Here is an 18,889-nt window from a genome sequence, read left to right as displayed (position 1 = left end):
CTTTGTTACCTCAATTTCAGCGTAGCGAGACCGACCAGCACCAGAATCACCGTGATGATCCAGAAGCGCACGATTACCCGGGGTTCGGGCCAGCCCTTGAGTTCGAAATGATGATGGATCGGCGCCATGCGGAAGACCCGCTTGCCGGTCAGCTTGAAGGACGCCACCTGGATGATCACCGACAGCGTTTCCATCACGAACACACCGCCCATGATGAACAACACGACTTCCTGCCGGACGATCACCGCGATGGTCCCCAGCGCCGCGCCGAGCGCCAACGCGCCGACATCGCCCATGAACACTTGTGCCGGATAGGTGTTGAACCAGAGAAAGCCAAGCCCGGCGCCGATCAGCGCACCGCAAAACACGATCAGCTCGCCCGCACCTGGGATATAGGGGATAAGCAGGTAGTCGGCGAAATTCACGTTGCCGGACAGGTAGCAGAAAATGCCCAGCGCGCCGCCCACCATCACGGTCGGCATGATGGCCAGGCCGTCGAGACCATCGGTGAGGTTGACCGCATTGCTCGAGCCAACGATGACGAAATAGGTCAGCACCACGAAGCCGATGCCCAGCGGGATCTCGATATTCTTCAGCAGCGGCAGGATCAGCGTGGTTTCAACCGGTGTCTGAGCAGTCATATAAAGGAAGATTGCCGCACCGAGGCCAAACACCGACTGCCAGAAATACTTCCAGCGACTCGGCAGGCCACGGGAATTTTTCTCGATCACCTTGCGATAGTCATCGACCCAGCCAATCGCGCCGAACAGCAGCGTCACCGCCAGTACTACCCAGACATAGCGGTTGGCCAGGTCGGCCCAGAGCAGCGTACTGATGGCAATCGCGCTGAGAATCAACGCACCGCCCATGGTTGGCGTCCCCGACTTGGACAGGTGCGTCTGCGGCCCGTCGGTCCGTACGGCCTGGCCGATCTGGCGCAATTGCAGCAGGCGGATCAACCAGGGTCCCATCCACAGCGAAAGTGCCAGCGCGGTGAGCACGCCGAGAATTCCACGCAGGGACAGGTATTGAAAGACCGCGAAGCCCGTGTGGAATCGTTGCAGATACTCGGCGAGTAGCAGCAGCATCAGTGTTTCTCCGTGCCGGACGCGCATAGCGCTGCGACGACCTTGTCCATCGCGGCGCTGCGTGATCCCTTGATCAAAATGGTGGTGGCGTTGCCCTGCTCCAGGCGCAGCGCGTCGATCAGGCTTTGCTGATCGGGAAAATGGCGACCGTTGGCACCAAAGGCATCGACGGCATGTTTCATAAGGGGACCCACGGCGAACAGCGCGTCCACCTTGCCGGCCGCGTAGCTGCCCACTTCGCGATGGCCCTGTTCGGCCCACTCGCCCAGCTCACCCATGTCGCCCAGCGCCAGCAGCGTTCTTCCGGCGAAACCGGCGAGCACGTCAATGGCTGCGCAGATGGACGCCGGGTTGGCGTTGTAGGTGTCATCGATCAGCCGCACGCCGTTGCCGAGCATTTGCGCGACACCTCGGCCCTTGACCGGCTGCAGGTTTTCCAGACCTGTGACGATGTGTTCGCGCGCGACGCCCAGCGCATGCGCGGCTGCGGCGGCCGCGAGTGCATTGGCGACGCTGTGGCGGCCGAGCAGGTTGAGCTGGACGCGCACCGAGCCGCGTGGGCCGGTGAGGACGAAATTCGGGCAGCCACGCTGATCGTAGGCAATCGAGGCGGGATGGAAGTCGGCCAGCGGGCTCTGTATCGCAAAACTCACCACGCGCTTGCCCGCCGCCCGCCGCTCCCACACCGAATAGGCGCGATCATCGCGATTGAGCACGGCGATGCCATCGATGCCGAGCCCATCGAGTATCTCGCCCTTGGCCTCGATGATTTTTTCCGGCCCTCCGAACTCACCGACATGCGCCGTGCCGGCGTTTGTAATCAGGCTGACATCCGGCCGCGTCAAGCTGACGGTATAGGCGATCTCCCCCACGCGCGACGCCCCCAACTCGATCACCGCCGCCTGGTGGCGGGGCCCCAGTTCCAGCAGCGTCAACGGAGCGCCAAGATCGTTGTTGAGGTTGCCCCGCGTGGCCAGTACCGCATCGGCACCATGGGCGGCGCGCAAGATACTCGCGAGCATCTCCTTGACGCTGGTCTTACCGCTCGAGCCGGTGATCGCAGCGACCGGGCCGGTGAACGCGGCGCGGTTCAAGGCGCCCAGCTGCCCCAGGGCCATACGGCTATCGGCGACTATTAACTGCGGCAGGGAAACGTCAGCGAGCGGCCGTTCGACCAGCGCAGCCACGGCGCCTTTCGCCGCGACCTCGGGCAGGTATGCATGGCCATCGAAGCGAGGTCCGGTCAGGGCGACGAACAATTGCCCCGGCTCAATCGCGCGACTGTCGGTGCTGACGGAACTGAACGCCGCGTCGGCACCGATCAACAGGGCCGACAGCGGCTCGACCAGATCACTCAAACGCATGGCATCAAGCATTGCAGGTCCTCCAGGCAGCGAGGGCCATTGCGGCCTGATCGAGGTCCGAGAACGGCAGGCGCTCGCCCTTGATCTCCTGATAATCCTCATGTCCCTTGCCCGCCAGCAGGACGACGTCGTCAAGCGCACTGCCAGCGATGCATCCGGCGATGGCCGAGGCGCGGCCCGGCACGAAAGCGACGCGCTCGGGCGCGCTGAAGCCGGCGCGAATGTCGTCGAGAATCTGCATGGGGTCTTCGTTACGCGGGTTGTCGTCGGTCACGACGACACCATCCGCCAGGCGTTCGGCGACCTGAGCCATCAGCGCACGCTTGCCGCGATCGCGATCCCCGCCGCACCCGAACAGACACAGTAGCTTGCCGCGAGCATGCGGACGCAGCGCCCCAAGTACCTTCTCCAGCGCATCGGGCGTGTGGGCGTAATCGACCACCACCAACGGACGATCGCCGCCCCCCAGACGCTGCATCCGGCCGGTCGGCCCGTCGAGCTCCGGCAGCACCGCAAGGATTTCGTCCAGCGGATAGTTCATCCCCAGCAGGGCGCCGACCGCCGCGAGCACATTGCTGACATTGAAGCGACCGAGCAGCGGACTACGCAGCGAGCGCTCACCTTGCGGGGTCACGAGTCGCGCATGGATTCCGTTATCGTCCAGGCGCGCCTCGGGGCAGTACAGGTAGGCGGACGCATCGTCCAGGCTGTAGGTGATCAGCCGTGACTCGGGATGCTCTTTCGCAAGCACCCGCCCGAAGGCGTCATCCAGATTGATCACTCGGCAGCTGAGCCCGGGCATGCTGAACAGTCGAGCCTTGACCTCTGCGTAAGCCTCCATCGAACCGTGATAGTCCAGATGGTCACGCGAAAGGTTGGTGAACACCGCGACATCGAATGCCAGAGCCGCTACGCGACCCTGCGCCAGCCCATGGGACGAGACCTCCATCGCCACCGCCCGTGCGCCCTGTTTGCGCAGACCGGCCAGGTTTGCCTGTACACCGATGGCATCGGGGGTCGTGTGCTGGCCGAGCACCAACTCACCGTGGAAGCCGGTACCCAGGGTTCCGATGATGCCGCAACGCTCGCCCAGACGATCCAGGGCCTGCGCGATCAGATAGGTCACGCTGGTCTTGCCGTTCGTCCCGGTTACACCAGCCAGATGCAGGCTGCGGCTGGGTTCGCCGTAGAAGCGTCCGGCAATGGCGGACAACTGCTCCGCCAGATGGCGGACAGGCACCAGCACAGCGCTGGCGGCAGTCATCTCGACGGCGCCTTCGGCTTCATAGGCGACCGCCGCCGCACCGCGGGAAATCGCGTCCGCAATGTGTACTCGGCCGTCCTGCTGATGACCGGGAACGGCCAGGAAAAGATCGCCCGGACGCACCTTGCGGCTATCGAGGGTCAGCTCCCGGATCAACGTGGCGCTGGTCGCCTGCGGCAGCAACTGGTTCAACGGCATCGGCATCAGATCCGCCCTCCCTTGGCCTTGGTGGTCTCGGCAGTCTGGACGTCGGCCGGCGGCGGCAGGTTATCCGGCGCAACGTTCATCAGACGCAAGGCGCGAGCCGCGACCTTACCGAATACTGGCGCGGCGACGAGGCCGCCGAAATAGCCACCTTCGCTGGGCTCATCGACCACTACGACAATCGCCACGCGCGGATCGGAAACCGGCGCCACGCCCGCGAAGAAAGAACGGTAGGCATTCTGCGTATAGCCGCCGGTTCCGGAGACTTTCTTCGCCGTGCCGCTCTTGCCGGCGACGTGGTATCCCGGCACCTTGGCTCGCGCGCCGCCGCCGCCCTCTTCCTCGACGACTGACTGCAACATCTTCAGGACAGTCCTGGAGATGGCCTTGTCGATCACCTGCACGCCTTCCTGCGGCTGATCCAGGCGCAGCAGCGACAGGGGTACGTTGTTGCCTTCGTTGCCCAGGACCGCGTAGGCATGCGCCAGCTGAGCAGCGGTGACCGATAGGCCATAGCCGTAGGCGAGCGAAGCGGTTTCCGCATCACGCCATTTGCGATGGTTGGGCAGCGTTCCGACCCGCTCGCCGGGGAACCCAAGGCCGGTGGACTGACCGAACCCTGCCTGTTGCATGATGCTGTGCACCGGCTCGGGACCGATATCCAGTGCTATCTTGCTGATCCCGACGTTGCTGGACTTCATCAGGATGCCGGTCAGGTTGAGCATGCCCCCGCGCGACACGTCGCGAATGGTGTAACGACCGATACGCATCCAGCCCGGCAATGTATTGATGACCGATTCCGGGTGGTACTTCCCGGTCCCGAGCGCTGCCGCGATGCTGAACGGCTTGACCGTCGAGCCAGGCTCGAACACGTCGATCAAGGCCCGGTTACGCATCGCCGAAGGCTGCAGGTTGCGGCGGTTGTTCGGGTTGTAGGTAGGCTGGTTGGCCATGGCGAGGACCTCACCGGTCTGCACGTCCACCATCACCAGGCTGGCGGCCTTGGCGCCGTATTCCTTCACGACCTTGCGCAACTCGCTGTGCGCCAGATATTGCAAACGCAGATCGATGGACAACGCCAGTGCCTTGCCGGCCTTGGCGTTCTTGGTCACCTGCACGTCCTTGATCAGCCGTCCACGGCGGTCCTTGAGAACCTGCCGCTTACCGGGCACGCCCGCCAGCCACTCGTCGTACGCCAACTCCAGGCCTTCGCGGCCACGATCGTCGATGTCCGTGAAGCCGACCACGTGAGCGGCGACCTCTCCAGCCGGGTAGAAACGGCGAAACTCTTCCTGTGCATACACGCCAGGAATGTTCAGGTCGAGCACGCGCTGACCCTGCTCAGGCGTCAGCCCCCGCACCAGATAAATGAATTCTCGCTCGGCCTGCTCCTTGAGCCGCTGCACAAGGACAGCAGGCTCCTGCCCCAATGCCGCGGCCAATTCCGGCCAGCGCGCCTGAGCCGCTTGTAGCTCGCGTGGATTGCCCCAGAGCGTGGTGACTGGCGTGCTGACCGCCAGCGGTTCACCGTGGCGATCGGTAATCAAGCCGCGATGTGCGGGTATCGGAATATGTCGAACGCTGCGCGCGTCACCCTGGTTTTTCAGGAAGCTCTGATCGATGACCTGAAGGTCGACGATGCGCCAGGCAATGGCGCCGATCATCAGCGCCAGCAATGCCAGCACAATGCGAAAACGCCACGGATAAAGCGCGCCCTGGAGCTTCATTGGGCCACCAACCTGACATCCGCCGCTTCGGGGATGTGCATCTTCAACTGCTCGGAGGCCAGCGTCTCGATACGACTGTGCGCCGTCCAGGTGCTTTGCTCCAGTATCAGGCGCCCCCACTCGGCCTGCGCCTTGTCGCGCACGCTCAGCTCGCCATACAGCTCATTGAGCAGTTGGCGGTTCCAGTGCGCGCTATAGGCAACCGCAATTGCCGACAGCAGCACGGAAATGAACAGCACCAGCATCAGCAGGCTGCCGTTGGGCATGGCACGGCGCAGCTGATTCACCGTAGCTTCTCCGCTACGCGCATCACGGCACTGCGTGAGCGAGGGTTGGCCTTGACCTCTTCGGCAGACGCGTACTGAGGTTTACCCAGCAGCTTGAGGCGCGGCACGAACTTCTCGGGGATGATCGGCAGATCGCGCGGCAGGGTATCGGCCTCGCCCTTGGCATGACGACGCATGAACTGTTTGACGATGCGGTCTTCAAGCGAGTGAAAGCTGATCACGACCAGTCGCCCGCCGATTTCGAGCGCCTCCAGCGCGGCATCAAGCCCGGCTTCCAGGTCGCCAAGCTCGTTGTTGATGAAAATACGCAACCCCTGGAAGGCACGAGTGGCCGGGTTCTTGCCCTTCTCCCAGGCGGGATTGGCGACTGTCAGTACCTGCGCGAGATCGGCCGTGCGCTCGAAGGGCCGCTCGATTCGACGCTGAACGACAGCACGGGCCATGCGCTTGGCGAAGCGCTCCTCGCCGTAATCCTTGAAAACCCGCGCGATGTCTTCTTCGCCGGCAGTGGCGATCCACTCGGCGGCACTGACACCGCGGCTGGGGTCCATGCGCATGTCCAGCGGACCATCGTTGAGAAAACTGAAGCCGCGCTCGGGATCGTCGAGCTGCGGCGACGACACACCCAAATCCAGCAGCACGCCGCTGACAGTGCCGATCCAGCCGCGTTGCGCGACTTCGGCACCGAGCTCGGCGAAACTTCTCTGCACAACGACAAAGCGGCCATCCTCGGCCGCCAGTGCTTGCCCCGTAGCGATCGCTAGCGGGTCTTTGTCGAACCCTAGCAAACAGCCATCAGGCCCAAGCTGCCGCAGCAGAAGACGGCTATGTCCGCCGCGCCCGAAGGTTCCGTCCAGATAGCGGCCATCCGGGCGCACCGCGAGGGCCGCAACGGCCTCGTCGAGCAACACGGTCACATGGTTATAGCTGCTGGTCTGGCTCACAGGATTAGATCACGCAATTCTTCCGGCAATGCGCCGGGTTGTTTAATGGCCGCCAGGTCCGCATCTGCTTGCGCGTTCCAGTCGTCCTCGTTCCATAAGCTGAACTTGTTCAGCTGGCCTACCAGCATGGCCTTCTTGTCCAGACCCGCGTATTCACGCAAACGGGGCGGCACCAGTACCCGGCCAGTGCCGTCCATCTCCAGATCGACTGCATTACCGATCAGCAGGCGCTGCAGTCGTCGACTTTCCTCTCGCAGCGACGGCAGCTCGCGGAGCTTGGCTTCAATCTGTTCCCATTCCGGAAGCGGGTAGATGCAGAGGCAGCGATCAACGGCGTCGATGGTGATGATCAACTGGCCCTCGCAACGCGAAACAAGCTCGTCACGATACCGGCTGGGCATAGCTAGCCGCCCTTTGGCATCGAGACTGATGGCGTTTGCTCCGCGAAACACGGCTGCGCTTCCCCTGAATTAGCGATTCATGTCCATAAATACCCACTTCGTTCCACTTTCTACCACTTCTGCGCACTATAGAAACGCAGTAGCCCCACCGTCAAGGTGAGCCGAGCGGGAAAAATCCTTACGGGACGGGAATTTAGCGAGCGAAGAGGGGATAAACGGTAAAGCGGAGCAGCGGCGCGGAAGATATATCCAGACAAGCCAAAAACCTGCACCACAAAGTTAAAGTACTTTGTTAAGAGCAAGAATATTTTGGTCTAAAAAGCGGGCGGTACGGGAAGGGGTCGGAGAGTCGATCTGTAAGCCGGGTTCTGTCGAGGACAGCCATTCCTCTACGACAGCCATCACTGACTGCCTCTAGCAACCTACCCGGATCCAGCGCGGGCCACGCCAATGGATCCCTATTTGGTCTTGCTCCAAGTGGGGTTTACCTAGCCACGAGCTGTTGCCAGTCGCGCGGTGCGCTCTTACCGCACCTTTTCACCCTTACCGGCGCCGAAGCGCTTAGGCGGTTATTTTCTGTGGCACTTTCCGTAGGCTCGCGCCTCCCAGGCGTTACCTGGCACTTTGCCCTATGGAGCCCGGACTTTCCTCCCTCCCTTCTTGCGGAACAAAAAGAGACAGCGACTGTCCGATCGACTCTCCGGCGGCCAGAGTACTTGGCTGCGCCCGCGCCTGCAAGCTGATCACCGCCCAACGGGCAGAGAGACGGCATGCTCGGCGCCCTTCATGGCCGTCATTGGTTCGAGCCCTTGTCCTGCAGAGCGAGCTGATACAGCAGGTTCTTTCTCACGCCAGTTATCTCGGCGGCAACCGCCGCGGCACGCTTGACCGGCAGCTCGGCCAACAGCAGCTGCAGCACGCGGCGCGCGTTTGCGTCCACCGCCTCATCGCCCTGGGGCGCCTGCCATCCTCCCACGACGAGCACGCACTCGCCGCGCTGCTGATTGCTGTCGCCCGCCACCCAGTGACGCAGCTCGCCGAGCGGCAGCCCCTTCAGCGTCTCGAATGTCTTGGTGAGCTCACGGCCCAGCACAGCCGGTCGATCCGCCCCGAACACCGCCTCCAGGTCGCACAGAGCGTCCAGAATACGATGCGGCGCTTCATAGAAAATCAGCGTGCGCGGCTCCTCGCGCAGATGCTCCAGCCGAGCGCAGCGCGCGACCTGCTTGGCAGGCAGAAACCCCTCGAAAACGAAACGATCGGACGGCAGGCCTGCAGCGCATAGCGCGGCGATCAACGCACAGGCTCCCGGCAATGGAACAACCTTGATCCCAGCTTGGCGAGCCTGCCTGACCAGATGGTAGCCAGGGTCGGATATCAAAGGTGTTCCCGCATCGGAAACAAGCGCCACGTCCTCGCCGGCCAGAAGCCGCCTGATGAAGCGGCTGCCTTCGTCCCGCTCATTGTGTTCGTGGCAGGCGGCCAATGGCGTGGTGATGCCGTAATGCTGCAACAGCCGAGCGGAATGACGGGTATCTTCTGCGGCAATCAGCGCCACCTCCGCCAACACGCGCAGCGCCCGCGCGCTGATATCCTCAAGATTGCCGATGGGCGTGGCCACGACATAGAGGGTGCCCGCAGCGGAATTCACGGCATCTGGCGCAGTCACAGGGCGGTACCTCGATATCTTAAAACGCCCATTGTAGCCCGTTTAGCGGCCCTGACATCGCAGCACCGGCAACGCTTGGGTACAATCGCTCGTCCCGCCAGCGCCTCCAGGATTGATCACATGATGGCTCGCTTTCGCCCGTTTCTCTTTTTATGCATTGCTGCCGTGCTTTCGGCCTGTGCCACCTCGCCGACCTCGACCCTGGGCGAGCTTCCGCGCACGCCACAGGCCACAACGCAACAATTGCTGAAGGAAGCCGATGCCAGCGACCCAGCCGAAGCCGCCCTGTTACGGCTGTCAGCGGCCGACCAGAGCATGCAGCAAGGCAACCAGGCGCAAGCCCGGCAGATACTCGACCAGGTCGCCGTCGAGCAACTGATGCCAGCCCAACAGATGTTCGCCAAAACCCTGGAAGCGGAACTGGCGCTGGCCGATAGCGACCCGCAACGCGCCCTTCAAGCCCTGCAACACCCTGCCTTCGCACGCCTCGCGGAATTACCCGTGGAACAACAGTTGCGCACCCAACTGGCACGCGCCCGCGCATTCGAAGCGAATGGCCAGCCACTCGATGCGGCGCGCGAGCGCACCTTCATCGCACCCCTGCTGAGCGGCCCTGCGGCACAGGAAAATCACGAAACCATCTGGTCGCTGGTATCGGCGCTGCCGGCCGAGCAGCTGCAACCGACCGCCGACGCGGACCTGTCCGGCTGGCTGTCGCTGGCGGCCACGGTCAAACAGGCCGGCACCCTCACGCAGCAGCAGCGCGGTATCGACGCATGGGTCCAGCAGCACCCTAACCATCCCGCTGCACAACGCCTGCCAGAACCGCTGATAAAGCTTCGGGAGCTGGCAGACAAACCCTTGTCCCACGTAGCGCTCCTGCTGCCCATGGACGGGTCATTGGCCAGCGTTGCGCGCGCCCTGCGTGACGGCTTTCTCGCGGCTCACCTGGCCGAGCAGCAAGACCTGAAAATCGAGCTGTTCGACAGCACCCGCCTGTCCTCGCTGGACGAGTTCTACCGGCAAGCGAGTGCCTCTGGAGTCGAACTGGTCATCGGCCCTCTGGAAAAGGATATGGTGCGCCAACTGGCCGACCGCGAGCAGCTGCCGATCACCACCCTGGCGCTCAACTACAGCGACGCAGATCAAAAGGCACCCCCTCAGCTATTCCAGTTCGGCCTGGCTGCCGAAGACGAAGCGCGGGAAGTGGCGCGCCGGGCATGGGCCGACGGACACCGTCGCGCGGTCGCCCTGACACCTCGTGGCGACTGGGGCAATCGAGTGTTCCAGGCGTTTCGCCAGGAGTGGCAGGAACTCGGCGGGACAGTGGTTGCAGCAGAACCCCTTGCCGAGCCTATTGAACTGGCCAGCCAGATCGCCGACCTGCTGCAGGTACGCAGCAGCGACAGCAGCAGTCAGCGCAGCACCTCCGAACCCCAGCCGACGCGCCGCCAGGATGTCGACTTCCTGTTCCTGGCAGCCACTCCGCAGCAGGCGCAGCAAGTCAGGCCCACCCTGATCTTCCAGTATGCGGGCGACCTACCGGTCTATGCCACCTCGCACCTGCATGCCGCCACCGACAACCGCACCCAATACCTCGATCTCGAAGGCATTCGCTTCACCGAAACACCTTGGCTGCTCGACCCCGCACTCCCCCTTCGCCAGGAGATCGAGCGCAAGTGGCCTCAAGCGCGCGGCAGTCTCGGCAGGCTCTATGCCATGGGCGCCGACGCCTATTTGCTGGCGCCACGCCTGAATCAGCTACTGGCACTGCCGGAGACACAGCTCGAGGGCCTATCCGGCACGCTGAGCATTACGCCAGAACATCGCATCGAACGACACCTGCCATGGGCCGAGTTCCGTGACGGCCAGGTTCAACCGCTCCCGGAAACGCCCTATTGACCACCAGCAGGCAAGTCAGCGGGCAGCTCGCCGAAGACCAGGCGCAGCGCCTTCTGGAGCGGCATGGTCTGCGCCTGCTGTGCCGCAACTGGACATGCCGTAGCGGCGAGCTTGATCTGGTCATGCTCGATGGCGATACAGTAGTATTCGTCGAGGTTCGCTACAGGCGCCACGCCGGATGGGGCGGTGCGCTCGAGAGCGTCGATGTGCGCAAACAGCAGAAACTGATCAAGGCAGCGCAGCTGTTCCTGATGAAGGAGAGCCGCTGGGCAAAACACCCCTGCCGCTTCGACGTCGTCGCCATAGGCGCAACGACCGGGGCGGCACAGCCGCCCAACTGGATCCGCAATGCGTTCGATAGCTGAGTCACCCCTGGCAGTCACGCTGCGGCATATGCCGACACCGCATCCACTCAAGCTTTATTACGGCCCGGCCCTGCCGCCCGGCCCGACACCGGAAGGTTAAACACCGATGGACATGCAATCCCGTATACGTCAGCTTTTCCAGGCCAGCATCGAGACCAAGCAGAGCGCCATGGAAGTCCTCGCCCCAAGCATCGAGCAGGCCGGACAGGTCATGGTCAACACACTGCTCAGCGAAGGGAAGATTCTGACCTGCGGCAACGGCGGATCAGCCGGCGATGCCCAGCATTTCTCCTCGGAGCTGCTCAACCGCTTCGAGCGCGAGCGCCCGAGCCTGCCCGCCATCGCCCTGACCACAGACAGCTCGACGCTGACGTCGATCGCCAACGACTACAGCTACAACGAGGTCTTTTCCAAACAGATCCGCGCACTGGGCCAGCCGGGCGACGTGCTGCTGGCAATCTCCACCAGCGGCAATTCGGCCAACGTCATCCAGGCGATACAGGCGGCACATGACCGCGAGATGATAGTGGTCGCGCTCACAGGCCGCGACGGCGGCGGAATGGCCTCGCTGCTGCTACCGGAAGATGTCGAGATTCGCGTGCCGGCCAAGGTCACGGCGCGTATTCAGGAAGTCCATCTGCTCGCCATTCACTGCCTGTGCGACCTGATCGACAACCAACTGTTCGGGAGCGAAGAATGAATTCGGTTCGACTGCACGCACTTACGCTCGCCCTGTGCATAGCCGTTACCGGCTGCAGCTCGGTGCTGACCGCCACGCGCGACGACCCCATCAATGACAACCGAGGCACTCGAACGATCGGCAGCACCATCGACGACTCGCTGATCGAAACCAAAGCATCCGTGAATATCGCCAAGGCCCATCCAGACCTGGATCGGGCATCCCACATCGTCGTCGCCAGTTACAACGGTGTGGTGCTGTTGGCCGGTCAGGTCCCACGTGCAGAGCTCAAGCAGATGGCCGAGCAGGCTGTCAGCTCGGTGCAACGCGTCAAGCGCGTGCACAACGAGCTGCAGATACTGACTCCCTCCTCTGCCCTGGCTCGCAGCAATGATTCCTGGCTAACGACCAAGATCAAGGCCCAGATGCTTACCGATGCGAGCGTTCCGGGTTCGCGCATCAAAGTCATCACCGAGAACGGCATCGTGTATCTGCTAGGCCTCGTGACCCGCGAGGAAGGCAACCGCGCCACGAGCGTGGTGCAAGGCGTTTCCGGCGTGCAACGCATCGTCAAGCTCTTCGAATACATCGACTAGGCCGCAAGCGACGGGCAGGTCGGGTGATGCATTGCAACCCAGCTGCCCGGCTCGCGAGTCTCTCGCCGCCAGGAACGAACTCGAACCGCTGCTTATTTGACGACTTTCAGGCTAGGGCGCCCGGACGAAGCGGGGCGTGAGGATGCGCTGTTGTCAGCGGGCGAATCGTCAGCCGGCGGGGTGTCATCCGGCGGGGTAGGCTCGATCTCGAACACCATCCCCTGGCCGTTCTCGCGCGCATAGATCGCCATGACCGCCGCGGACGGAACGTGCAAGCTATGCGGGACACCACCAAAGCGACCTTCGAAACTGATCGCCCGGTTGTCCATCTGCAGATGACGAACCGCGCTGGGCGCCACGTTCAACACGATCTGACCGTCGCTGGCGAAGCCATCAGGCACCTGAACGCCCGGATGTTCGACATTGACCAGCAGGTGCGGGGTGCAATCGTTATCCACGATCCACTCATACAACGCCCGTACCAGATAAGGACGACCTGAAGTCATATACAGCCTCTCTTAGCGCATGCCGCGCTCAACGGCGGATAGACTGACCTGAAAGGCCTCCCGAGCAAAATTCGTTTCCATGTAGTCGAGCAGCGGCTTCGCCGCCCGCGGCAACTCGATTCCGAGTTTGGGCAAACGCCACAGGATGGGCAACAGACAGCAGTCCACCAGGCTGATCTCATCACTCATGAAGAACGGTCGCTCAGCGAATATCGGCGATACGCCGGTCAGGCTTTCGCGCAGTTCCTTTCGCGCCTGCACCCTTGCTCCATCGGCAGTACGGCGATCGGCAATCCGGTCCACCAGCGCACACCAGTCTCGCTGGACCCTGTGCACCAGGAGCCGGGTATTAGCCCTGGCCACGGGGTACACCGGAAGCAATGGCGGGTGCGGATAACGCTCCTCCAGATACTCCGTGATCACGTTCGGCTCATACAGCGCCAGGTCACGATCCACCAGCGTCGGAACACTGGCGTAAGGATTCACCTCGGTCAACCGGACCGGACAGTGCGCAGGGTCGACATCGATTATCTCGACACTGACGCCTTTCTCGGCAAGCACATAGCGCACGCGATGCGAATAATGGTCGGCGGGATCGGAATAGCAGGCCAACCGATTGGTAGCGGCCATAGGGTCCCTCCTCATTGGAATTATCAGATGGCAGAAAAAAGCACGCGCCCATCAGGGCGCGCGCAGGGTACCGCAAAACAGCAAGGGATCAGTGGACGTCTTTCCAGTATTCCCGCTTGAGCAGATAGGCGAATACGAAGAAGAACGCCAGGAACAGCAGCACGTAAGTACCAATGCGCTGGCTTTCCAGTTTGACCGGGTTTGCCGAGTAGGCCAGGAACGTCACGAGATTCTTGACCTTCTCGTCGTACTCCGCCTCGGTCAACTCACCGGTGCCGGGCACGACCGTCATAGCGTGACAATCTTCGTGCGTGATCGGGGTGCCGGTCAGCGGATCGAACTGCTTACGACCATCCTCGACGACCTGAACCTGCTTGCATGCCACCGACTCGCCTTCTGGCAGCTTGCTTGGCAGCACCTGACGGCCCTGCAGCGGCGCCAGTACGTGAGGCATGCCCACGTTCGGGAACACGGTATTGTTGACGCCATACGGACGCGCAGGGTCCTCGTAGAAGCTGCGCAGGTAGGTGTACAGCCAATCATTGCCACGAACCCGTGCCACCAGCGTCAGGTCCGGCGGCGCCGCGCCAAACCAGGTCTTGCCTTCCTCGGGTGTCATGCCGATCTTCATGTGGTCACCAATCTTGGCGTCACTGAAGACGATATTCTCGAGCATGACGTCCTCGGGGATACCCAGGTCAGTCGCGACGCGCTCGTAACGCTGGTACTGCGCGCCATGACAACCCATGCAGTAGTTGGCGAAGGTTTTCAGTCCATCCTGCAACGCCGCCTTGTCGGTCAGGTCGATATCGACCTTATCAAGGGGAGCACCACCAACAGCGGCGAAACCAAATGCCGGCACCAGTGCAAGAATCAATGCAGCAATTTGCTTTTTCATCAGCCAGCCACCCTCTGCGGAACTACTTTGGTCTTCTCAAGCTTGGTGTAGAACGGCATCAGGATGAAGTAACCGAAGTAGATAGCAGTACAGATCCGAGATACCAACGTACGCTCAGGCGTAGGGGAAAGCACGCCGAGTACGCCAAGGATGATGAAGGAGATGCAGAACAACACCAGCGCGATCTTGCTCATCCAGCCCTTGTAGCGCATGGACTTCACCGGACTGCGATCCAGCCACGGCAGCACGAACAGCACGGCGATGGCAGCACCCATGGCGATTACGCCGAGGAGCTTGTCCGGAACCGCCCGAAGGATTGCGTAGTAAGGCGTGAAGTACCAGACCGGCGCGATATGTTCAGGGGTCTTGAAGGCGTTCGCCACTTCGAAGTTCGGCTTCTCGAGGAAGTAACCACCCATCTCCGGGAAGAAGAACACGATTGCGCAAAACACGAACAGGAACACCACCACACCGACGATATCCTTGACCGTGTAGTAGGGATGGAACGGAATGCCATCAAGCGGCACGCCCGCCTCGTCCTTGCTCTTCTTGATGTCCACACCCATCGGGTTGTTCGAACCGACCTCGTGCAGCGCCAGGATGTGCAACACGACCAGCCCGAGGATCACGATCGGCAACGCGATGACATGCAGCGCGAAGAAGCGGTTCAGCGTGATGCCGGAGATCAGGTAGTCACCCCGAATCCACTGCGTCAGGTCCGCGCCGATGACCGGAATGGCGCCGAACAGCGAGATGATCACCTGCGCGCCCCAGTAGGACATCTGGCCCCACGGCAGCAGGTAGCCCATGAAGGCTTCGGCCATCAATGCCAGGTAGATCATCATCCCGAAGATCCACACCAGCTCGCGCGGCTTCTGGTAGGAGCCGTAGAGGATGCCGCGGAACATGTGCAGATAGACCACGACGAAGAACGCCGAAGCTCCCGTCGAATGCAGGTAGCGAATGATCCAGCCGTACTCCACGTCACGCATGATGTATTCGACGGACGCGAACGCACCTTCGGCCGAGGGCTCGAAGCTCATCGTCAGCCAGATACCGGTGAGAATCTGGTTGACCAGAACCAGCAGGGCCAATGAGCCGAAGAAGTACAGGACGTTGAAGTTCTTCGGTGCGTAATACTTGCTGAGATGGTCTTCCCACATCTTGGTCGCGGGGAAGCGCGCATCGACCCACTCCATGAACTTGCTCATCACGCGTTCTCCTGGTCCACGCCGATGACGACCAAAGAGTCCGTCTCGTACGAATGAGGGGGAACCGGCAGGTTCAAGGGCGCAGGCTGCCCCTTGTAGACGCGGCCAGCCATGTCATATTTCGAACCATGGCACGGGCAGAAGTAACCGCCGAGCCAATCGGCACCCAGATCAGGCGCCGCAACCTCCGGACGGAAGGATGGGGAACAACCGAGATGCGTACACAATCCAACCAGGATCAGCACTTCCGGCTTGATCGAGCGAACCGTGGGATCGACATAGGTCGGCTGCTCGGACGCTTCGGATTTCGGGTCGGCAACCGTATCGGTGAGCTTGTCCAGATTGGCCAGCGCCTCCTCGGTACGACGCACGATGAACACCGGCTGACCGCGCCATTCGGCGACCATCTGCTGGCCTGGCTCGATCTTGCTGATATTTACCTTAACCGGTGCACCGGCTGCCTTGGCCTTGGCACTCGGGAACCACGATCCCACGAACGGGACCGCGGCACCCACCGCTCCTGCAGCACCTACTACCGAAGTAGCGGCTACGAGGAAGCGACGCCGGCCAGCATTCACGCCGTCATTGCTCATTCAGTCGTCTCCCATCAGTTTCTTATGGCCTACCGAAAGCAGGCGTCTACTACGTAAAACAGCCGCGAAAAAATTCGCCAAATGGTAAAGAAAAGCCCCTCGCATGACAAGGTAATAACCGGACACAACTGGCCGCGAAGCCCCGAAAATCGGGGCTCCATAAACGCGACACGCTGTCGCATGGACAAAATCAGCCCATAAAAAAACGCCCAGCTTCGGATAAAGCTGGGCGTTTCTCGTGAAGCGAATTAGCGCTTCGAGTACTGCGGACGCTTGCGCGCTTTACGCAGACCGACCTTCTTGCGTTCAACTTCGCGAGCATCGCGAGTAACGAAGCCAGCCTTGCGAAGAGCAGGACGAAGGGACTCGTCATACTCCATCAGTGCGCGAGTGATACCGTGACGGATCGCACCGGCCTGACCACTCACACCACCACCGAGAACGGTCACGTAGATGTCGAATTTCTCGACGGTCTCGGTCAGTTCCAGGGGCTGACGAACCACCATCCGAGCGGTTTCACGCCCGAAGAAGTTGTCCAGCTCGCGGTTGTTGATGGAGATCTTGCCAGTACCCGGGCGCAGGAACACCCGAGCGGTTGCAGTCTTGCGACGGCCAGTGCCGTAGTTTTGAGTCGCCGACATAATGAACTATTCCGTTAAATCTTCAGTTCTTGGGGCTGCTGAGCGGTGTGCGGATGGTTGGCACCCTTGTACACCTTCAGCTTACGATACATGTCGCGACCCAGCGGGTTCTTGGGCAGCATGCCCTTGACCGCGGTCTCGATCACACGCTCTGGCGCCTTGGCGATCAGCTTCTCGAAGTTGATCGACTTGATGCCACCCGGGAAACCGGAGTGAGAGTAGTACATCTTGTCGGTGGTTTTCGCACCGGTAACACGCACTTGCTCGGCATTGATAACGACGATGTAGTCACCGGTATCGACGTGAGGGGTGTATTCCGCCTTGTGCTTGCCACGCAGGCGGCTAGCGATTTCGGTTGCCAGACGACCCAGGGTCTGGCCGGCAGCGTCGACGACGAACCAGTCGCGCTTGACGGTTTCCGGTTTAGCAGTAAAAGTCTTCATTCGTTATAGCCTCAGGGGCCGCCCTGAAAATAAGACGGCGAATCTTACTGAATGGTGCTCGCCCTGGCAAGACCAGGACAGCCGGAAACAGACGCTATCGGGGGCTCGGGTCAGCGCGTCCGCTACGGCAGTGTTCGGTAGGCTAGGCATCCCCTACCTTGTGTTTGCGTCAGCGGGCTAGGCATCCCCGGCGACAGGCTGCGGAATTATCCGGATTACGCGCAAAATAGCAAGCATGATCGACAGGCGAATCGCCAAGGATTTTCGCCTCGCCAGCCGTCAAGGCATAATCGAGCGCCACACTCGGCCTCTCCCTGGCATCGATCGGGACGAAACTTATCGTTCGTTCCCATAATCCGATCCACAACCCCAACCGACGAAAAAGGATACTGCATGGAACGGCGCCAACTAGGCCGCACCGAATTGAAGGTCAGCTCGCTGTGCCTGGGCACCATGACCTGGGGCGAGCAGAACGATCAGGACCAGGCGTTCGCCCAGCTCGATCGTGCCAAGGACGCGGCCATCAACTTTATCGATACCGCCGAAATGTATCCGGTGCCGCCACGAGCGGAAACCTACGCCACCACCGAGCGCTATATAGGCAACTACTTCAAGGCCCGCGGAAACCGTGCCGACTGGATACTGGCCAGCAAGATCGCAGGCCCCGGCAATGGCATCAGCCACATCCGTGACGGGCAATTGAAAATGAACCGGCAGCATATCGTCGCCGCACTGGACGCCAGCCTCCAGCGACTGCAGACGGACTGGATCGATCTGTATCAACTGCACTGGCCGGAACGCAGCACCAATTTCTTCGGCCAGCTCGGCTATCGCCATAAGGATCAGGATTTCACCCCCCTCGAGGACACCCTCGAGGCGCTCGACGAACAGGTGAAGGCCGGGAAGATCCGTCATATAGGACTGTCCAACGAGACGCCCTGGGGCACCATGAAATTCCTCCAGCTTGCCGAAGCCAGGGGCTGGCCCCGCGCCGTTTCGATCCAGAATCCGTATAACCTGCTCAACCGCAGCTTCGAGGTCGGCCTGGCCGAGATCGCGATTCGCGAGCAGTGTGGCTTGCTCGCGTATTCACCATTGGCCTTCGGCATGCTCAGCGGTAAATACGAGCAAGGCGCGCGCCCGGCCGGGGCCCGCATCACGATGTTCAGCCGTTTTGCGCGCTATACCAATCCACAGTCGCAGGCGGCCTGCTCCCGTTACGTTGCGCTGGCCCGTGAGCACGGCCTGGATCCGGCCCAGATGGCGCTGGCTTATGTGACCCGGCAACCCTTCGTCACCAGCAATATCATCGGCGCCACTTCGCTCGAACAATTGGACAACAACATCGCCAGTACCGAGCTGCAGCTGTCCACCGAGGTGCTCGAGGCCATCGAGTCGATTCACACCGAACAACCCAACCCCGCCCCCTGACGCACAACCTTCAGGGCTGCCCGCCCGCGCCGCAGGCGAGCGGGTT

The 18,889-nt window shown here is 61.7% G+C and carries 20 protein-coding genes and 1 other RNA gene; 5 read left to right on the top strand and 16 right to left on the bottom strand.

Annotated elements, in window-relative coordinates:
• Positions 1-5: 5 nt before the first annotated feature.
• From mraY to rsmI, 9 genes are all read right to left on the bottom strand, one after another.
• Entirely contained in the window at positions 6-1,088 is a 1,083-nt protein-coding gene (gene mraY / locus GQA94_RS08175) for a phospho-N-acetylmuramoyl-pentapeptide-transferase (protein ID WP_158187542.1), read from the bottom strand.
• Positions 1,088-2,464: a UDP-N-acetylmuramoyl-tripeptide--D-alanyl-D-alanine ligase gene (locus GQA94_RS08170; protein ID WP_158187541.1), complete on the bottom strand. Its 1,377-nt coding sequence runs from the start codon at positions 2,462-2,464 to the stop codon at positions 1,088-1,090. Before GQA94_RS08170 ends, mraY begins: the two co-directional genes overlap by 1 nt.
• Positions 2,457-3,920, bottom strand: coding sequence for a UDP-N-acetylmuramoyl-L-alanyl-D-glutamate--2,6-diaminopimelate ligase (locus tag GQA94_RS08165; RefSeq protein ID WP_158187540.1), 1,464 nt, complete (start codon positions 3,918-3,920; stop codon positions 2,457-2,459). Before GQA94_RS08165 ends, GQA94_RS08170 begins: the two co-directional genes overlap by 8 nt.
• Positions 3,920-5,647 (bottom strand): peptidoglycan D,D-transpeptidase FtsI family protein, encoded by a 1,728-nt coding sequence (locus GQA94_RS08160; RefSeq protein ID WP_158187539.1) that lies wholly within the window; start codon positions 5,645-5,647, stop codon positions 3,920-3,922. The genes GQA94_RS08165 and GQA94_RS08160 overlap by 1 nt, the downstream gene beginning before the upstream one ends.
• Positions 5,644-5,913, bottom strand: a complete 270-nt coding sequence (gene ftsL / locus GQA94_RS08155) for a cell division protein FtsL (RefSeq protein ID WP_423835436.1) — start codon at positions 5,911-5,913, stop codon at positions 5,644-5,646. Before ftsL ends, GQA94_RS08160 begins: the two co-directional genes overlap by 4 nt.
• Positions 5,914-5,930: 17 nt before the next feature.
• Positions 5,931-6,878 carry a 16S rRNA (cytosine(1402)-N(4))-methyltransferase RsmH gene (gene rsmH / locus GQA94_RS08150; protein WP_158187537.1) on the bottom strand — a complete coding sequence of 316 codons (948 nt, stop codon included), beginning with the start codon at positions 6,876-6,878 and terminating at the stop codon, positions 5,931-5,933.
• A complete protein-coding gene (gene mraZ, locus GQA94_RS08145) occupies positions 6,875-7,330 on the bottom strand; it encodes a division/cell wall cluster transcriptional repressor MraZ (RefSeq protein WP_158187536.1) in 456 nt (151 codons plus the stop codon). Before mraZ ends, rsmH begins: the two co-directional genes overlap by 4 nt.
• A gap of 290 nt (positions 7,331-7,620) precedes the next feature.
• Positions 7,621-7,979: RNase P RNA component class A (gene rnpB, locus GQA94_RS08140), an RNA gene on the bottom strand.
• A 93-nt stretch (positions 7,980-8,072) separates the two neighbouring features.
• Positions 8,073-8,948: a 16S rRNA (cytidine(1402)-2'-O)-methyltransferase gene (rsmI, locus tag GQA94_RS08135; RefSeq protein WP_158187535.1), complete on the bottom strand. Its 876-nt coding sequence runs from the start codon at positions 8,946-8,948 to the stop codon at positions 8,073-8,075.
• A 120-nt stretch (positions 8,949-9,068) separates the two neighbouring features.
• Between rsmI and GQA94_RS08130 the strand changes: the two genes are divergently transcribed.
• The 4 genes from GQA94_RS08130 (at position 9,069) to GQA94_RS08115 (ending at position 12,490) form a co-directional block, all read left to right on the top strand.
• A complete protein-coding gene (locus tag GQA94_RS08130) occupies positions 9,069-10,850 on the top strand; it encodes a penicillin-binding protein activator (protein WP_199270111.1) in 1,782 nt (593 codons plus the stop codon).
• Complete coding sequence (locus GQA94_RS08125; RefSeq protein ID WP_158187534.1) at positions 10,847-11,215, top strand: YraN family protein; 369 nt, start codon at positions 10,847-10,849, stop codon at positions 11,213-11,215. Before GQA94_RS08130 ends, GQA94_RS08125 begins: the two co-directional genes overlap by 4 nt.
• Positions 11,216-11,321: 106 nt before the next feature.
• On the top strand, positions 11,322-11,915 hold the full coding sequence (locus tag GQA94_RS08120; RefSeq protein ID WP_158187533.1) for a phosphoheptose isomerase: 594 nt from the start codon (positions 11,322-11,324) through the stop codon (positions 11,913-11,915).
• On the top strand, positions 11,912-12,490 hold the full coding sequence (locus GQA94_RS08115; protein ID WP_158187532.1) for a BON domain-containing protein: 579 nt from the start codon (positions 11,912-11,914) through the stop codon (positions 12,488-12,490). Before GQA94_RS08120 ends, GQA94_RS08115 begins: the two co-directional genes overlap by 4 nt.
• Positions 12,491-12,582: 92 nt before the next feature.
• Here GQA94_RS08115 and GQA94_RS08110 read toward each other — a convergent pair whose 3' ends face one another.
• From GQA94_RS08110 to rplM, 7 genes are all read right to left on the bottom strand, one after another.
• Positions 12,583-12,996: a ClpXP protease specificity-enhancing factor gene (locus GQA94_RS08110; RefSeq protein ID WP_158187531.1), complete on the bottom strand. Its 414-nt coding sequence runs from the start codon at positions 12,994-12,996 to the stop codon at positions 12,583-12,585.
• Positions 12,997-13,008: 12 nt separating this feature from the next.
• Positions 13,009-13,626: a glutathione S-transferase N-terminal domain-containing protein gene (locus tag GQA94_RS08105; RefSeq protein WP_158187530.1), complete on the bottom strand. Its 618-nt coding sequence runs from the start codon at positions 13,624-13,626 to the stop codon at positions 13,009-13,011.
• 88 nt (positions 13,627-13,714) lie between these two features.
• Entirely contained in the window at positions 13,715-14,524 is an 810-nt protein-coding gene (locus GQA94_RS08100; protein WP_158187529.1) for a cytochrome c1, read from the bottom strand.
• A complete protein-coding gene (locus tag GQA94_RS08095; protein WP_158187528.1) occupies positions 14,524-15,735 on the bottom strand; it encodes a cytochrome b in 1,212 nt (403 codons plus the stop codon). Before GQA94_RS08095 ends, GQA94_RS08100 begins: the two co-directional genes overlap by 1 nt.
• Entirely contained in the window at positions 15,735-16,328 is a 594-nt protein-coding gene (gene petA / locus GQA94_RS08090; RefSeq protein ID WP_158187527.1) for a ubiquinol-cytochrome c reductase iron-sulfur subunit, read from the bottom strand. The genes GQA94_RS08095 and petA overlap by 1 nt, the downstream gene beginning before the upstream one ends.
• 248 nt (positions 16,329-16,576) lie before the next feature.
• Positions 16,577-16,969 (bottom strand): 30S ribosomal protein S9, encoded by a 393-nt coding sequence (rpsI, locus tag GQA94_RS08085; protein WP_158187526.1) that lies wholly within the window; start codon positions 16,967-16,969, stop codon positions 16,577-16,579.
• 14 nt (positions 16,970-16,983) lie between these two features.
• Positions 16,984-17,412: a 50S ribosomal protein L13 gene (gene rplM / locus GQA94_RS08080; protein ID WP_019342644.1), complete on the bottom strand. Its 429-nt coding sequence runs from the start codon at positions 17,410-17,412 to the stop codon at positions 16,984-16,986.
• Positions 17,413-17,805: 393 nt separating this feature from the next.
• On the opposite strand from rplM, the gene GQA94_RS08075 reads away from it, so the two are divergent.
• On the top strand, positions 17,806-18,843 hold the full coding sequence (locus tag GQA94_RS08075; RefSeq protein WP_158187525.1) for an NADP(H)-dependent aldo-keto reductase: 1,038 nt from the start codon (positions 17,806-17,808) through the stop codon (positions 18,841-18,843).
• Positions 18,844-18,889: the final 46 nt, after the last annotated feature.

The organism is Stutzerimonas stutzeri (assembly GCF_009789555.1).
Classification (GTDB): domain Bacteria; phylum Pseudomonadota; class Gammaproteobacteria; order Pseudomonadales; family Pseudomonadaceae; genus Stutzerimonas; species Stutzerimonas stutzeri_R.
Note: the sequence above shows the minus strand (reverse complement) of the source record. Positions and strands in the feature narration are given on the sequence as shown.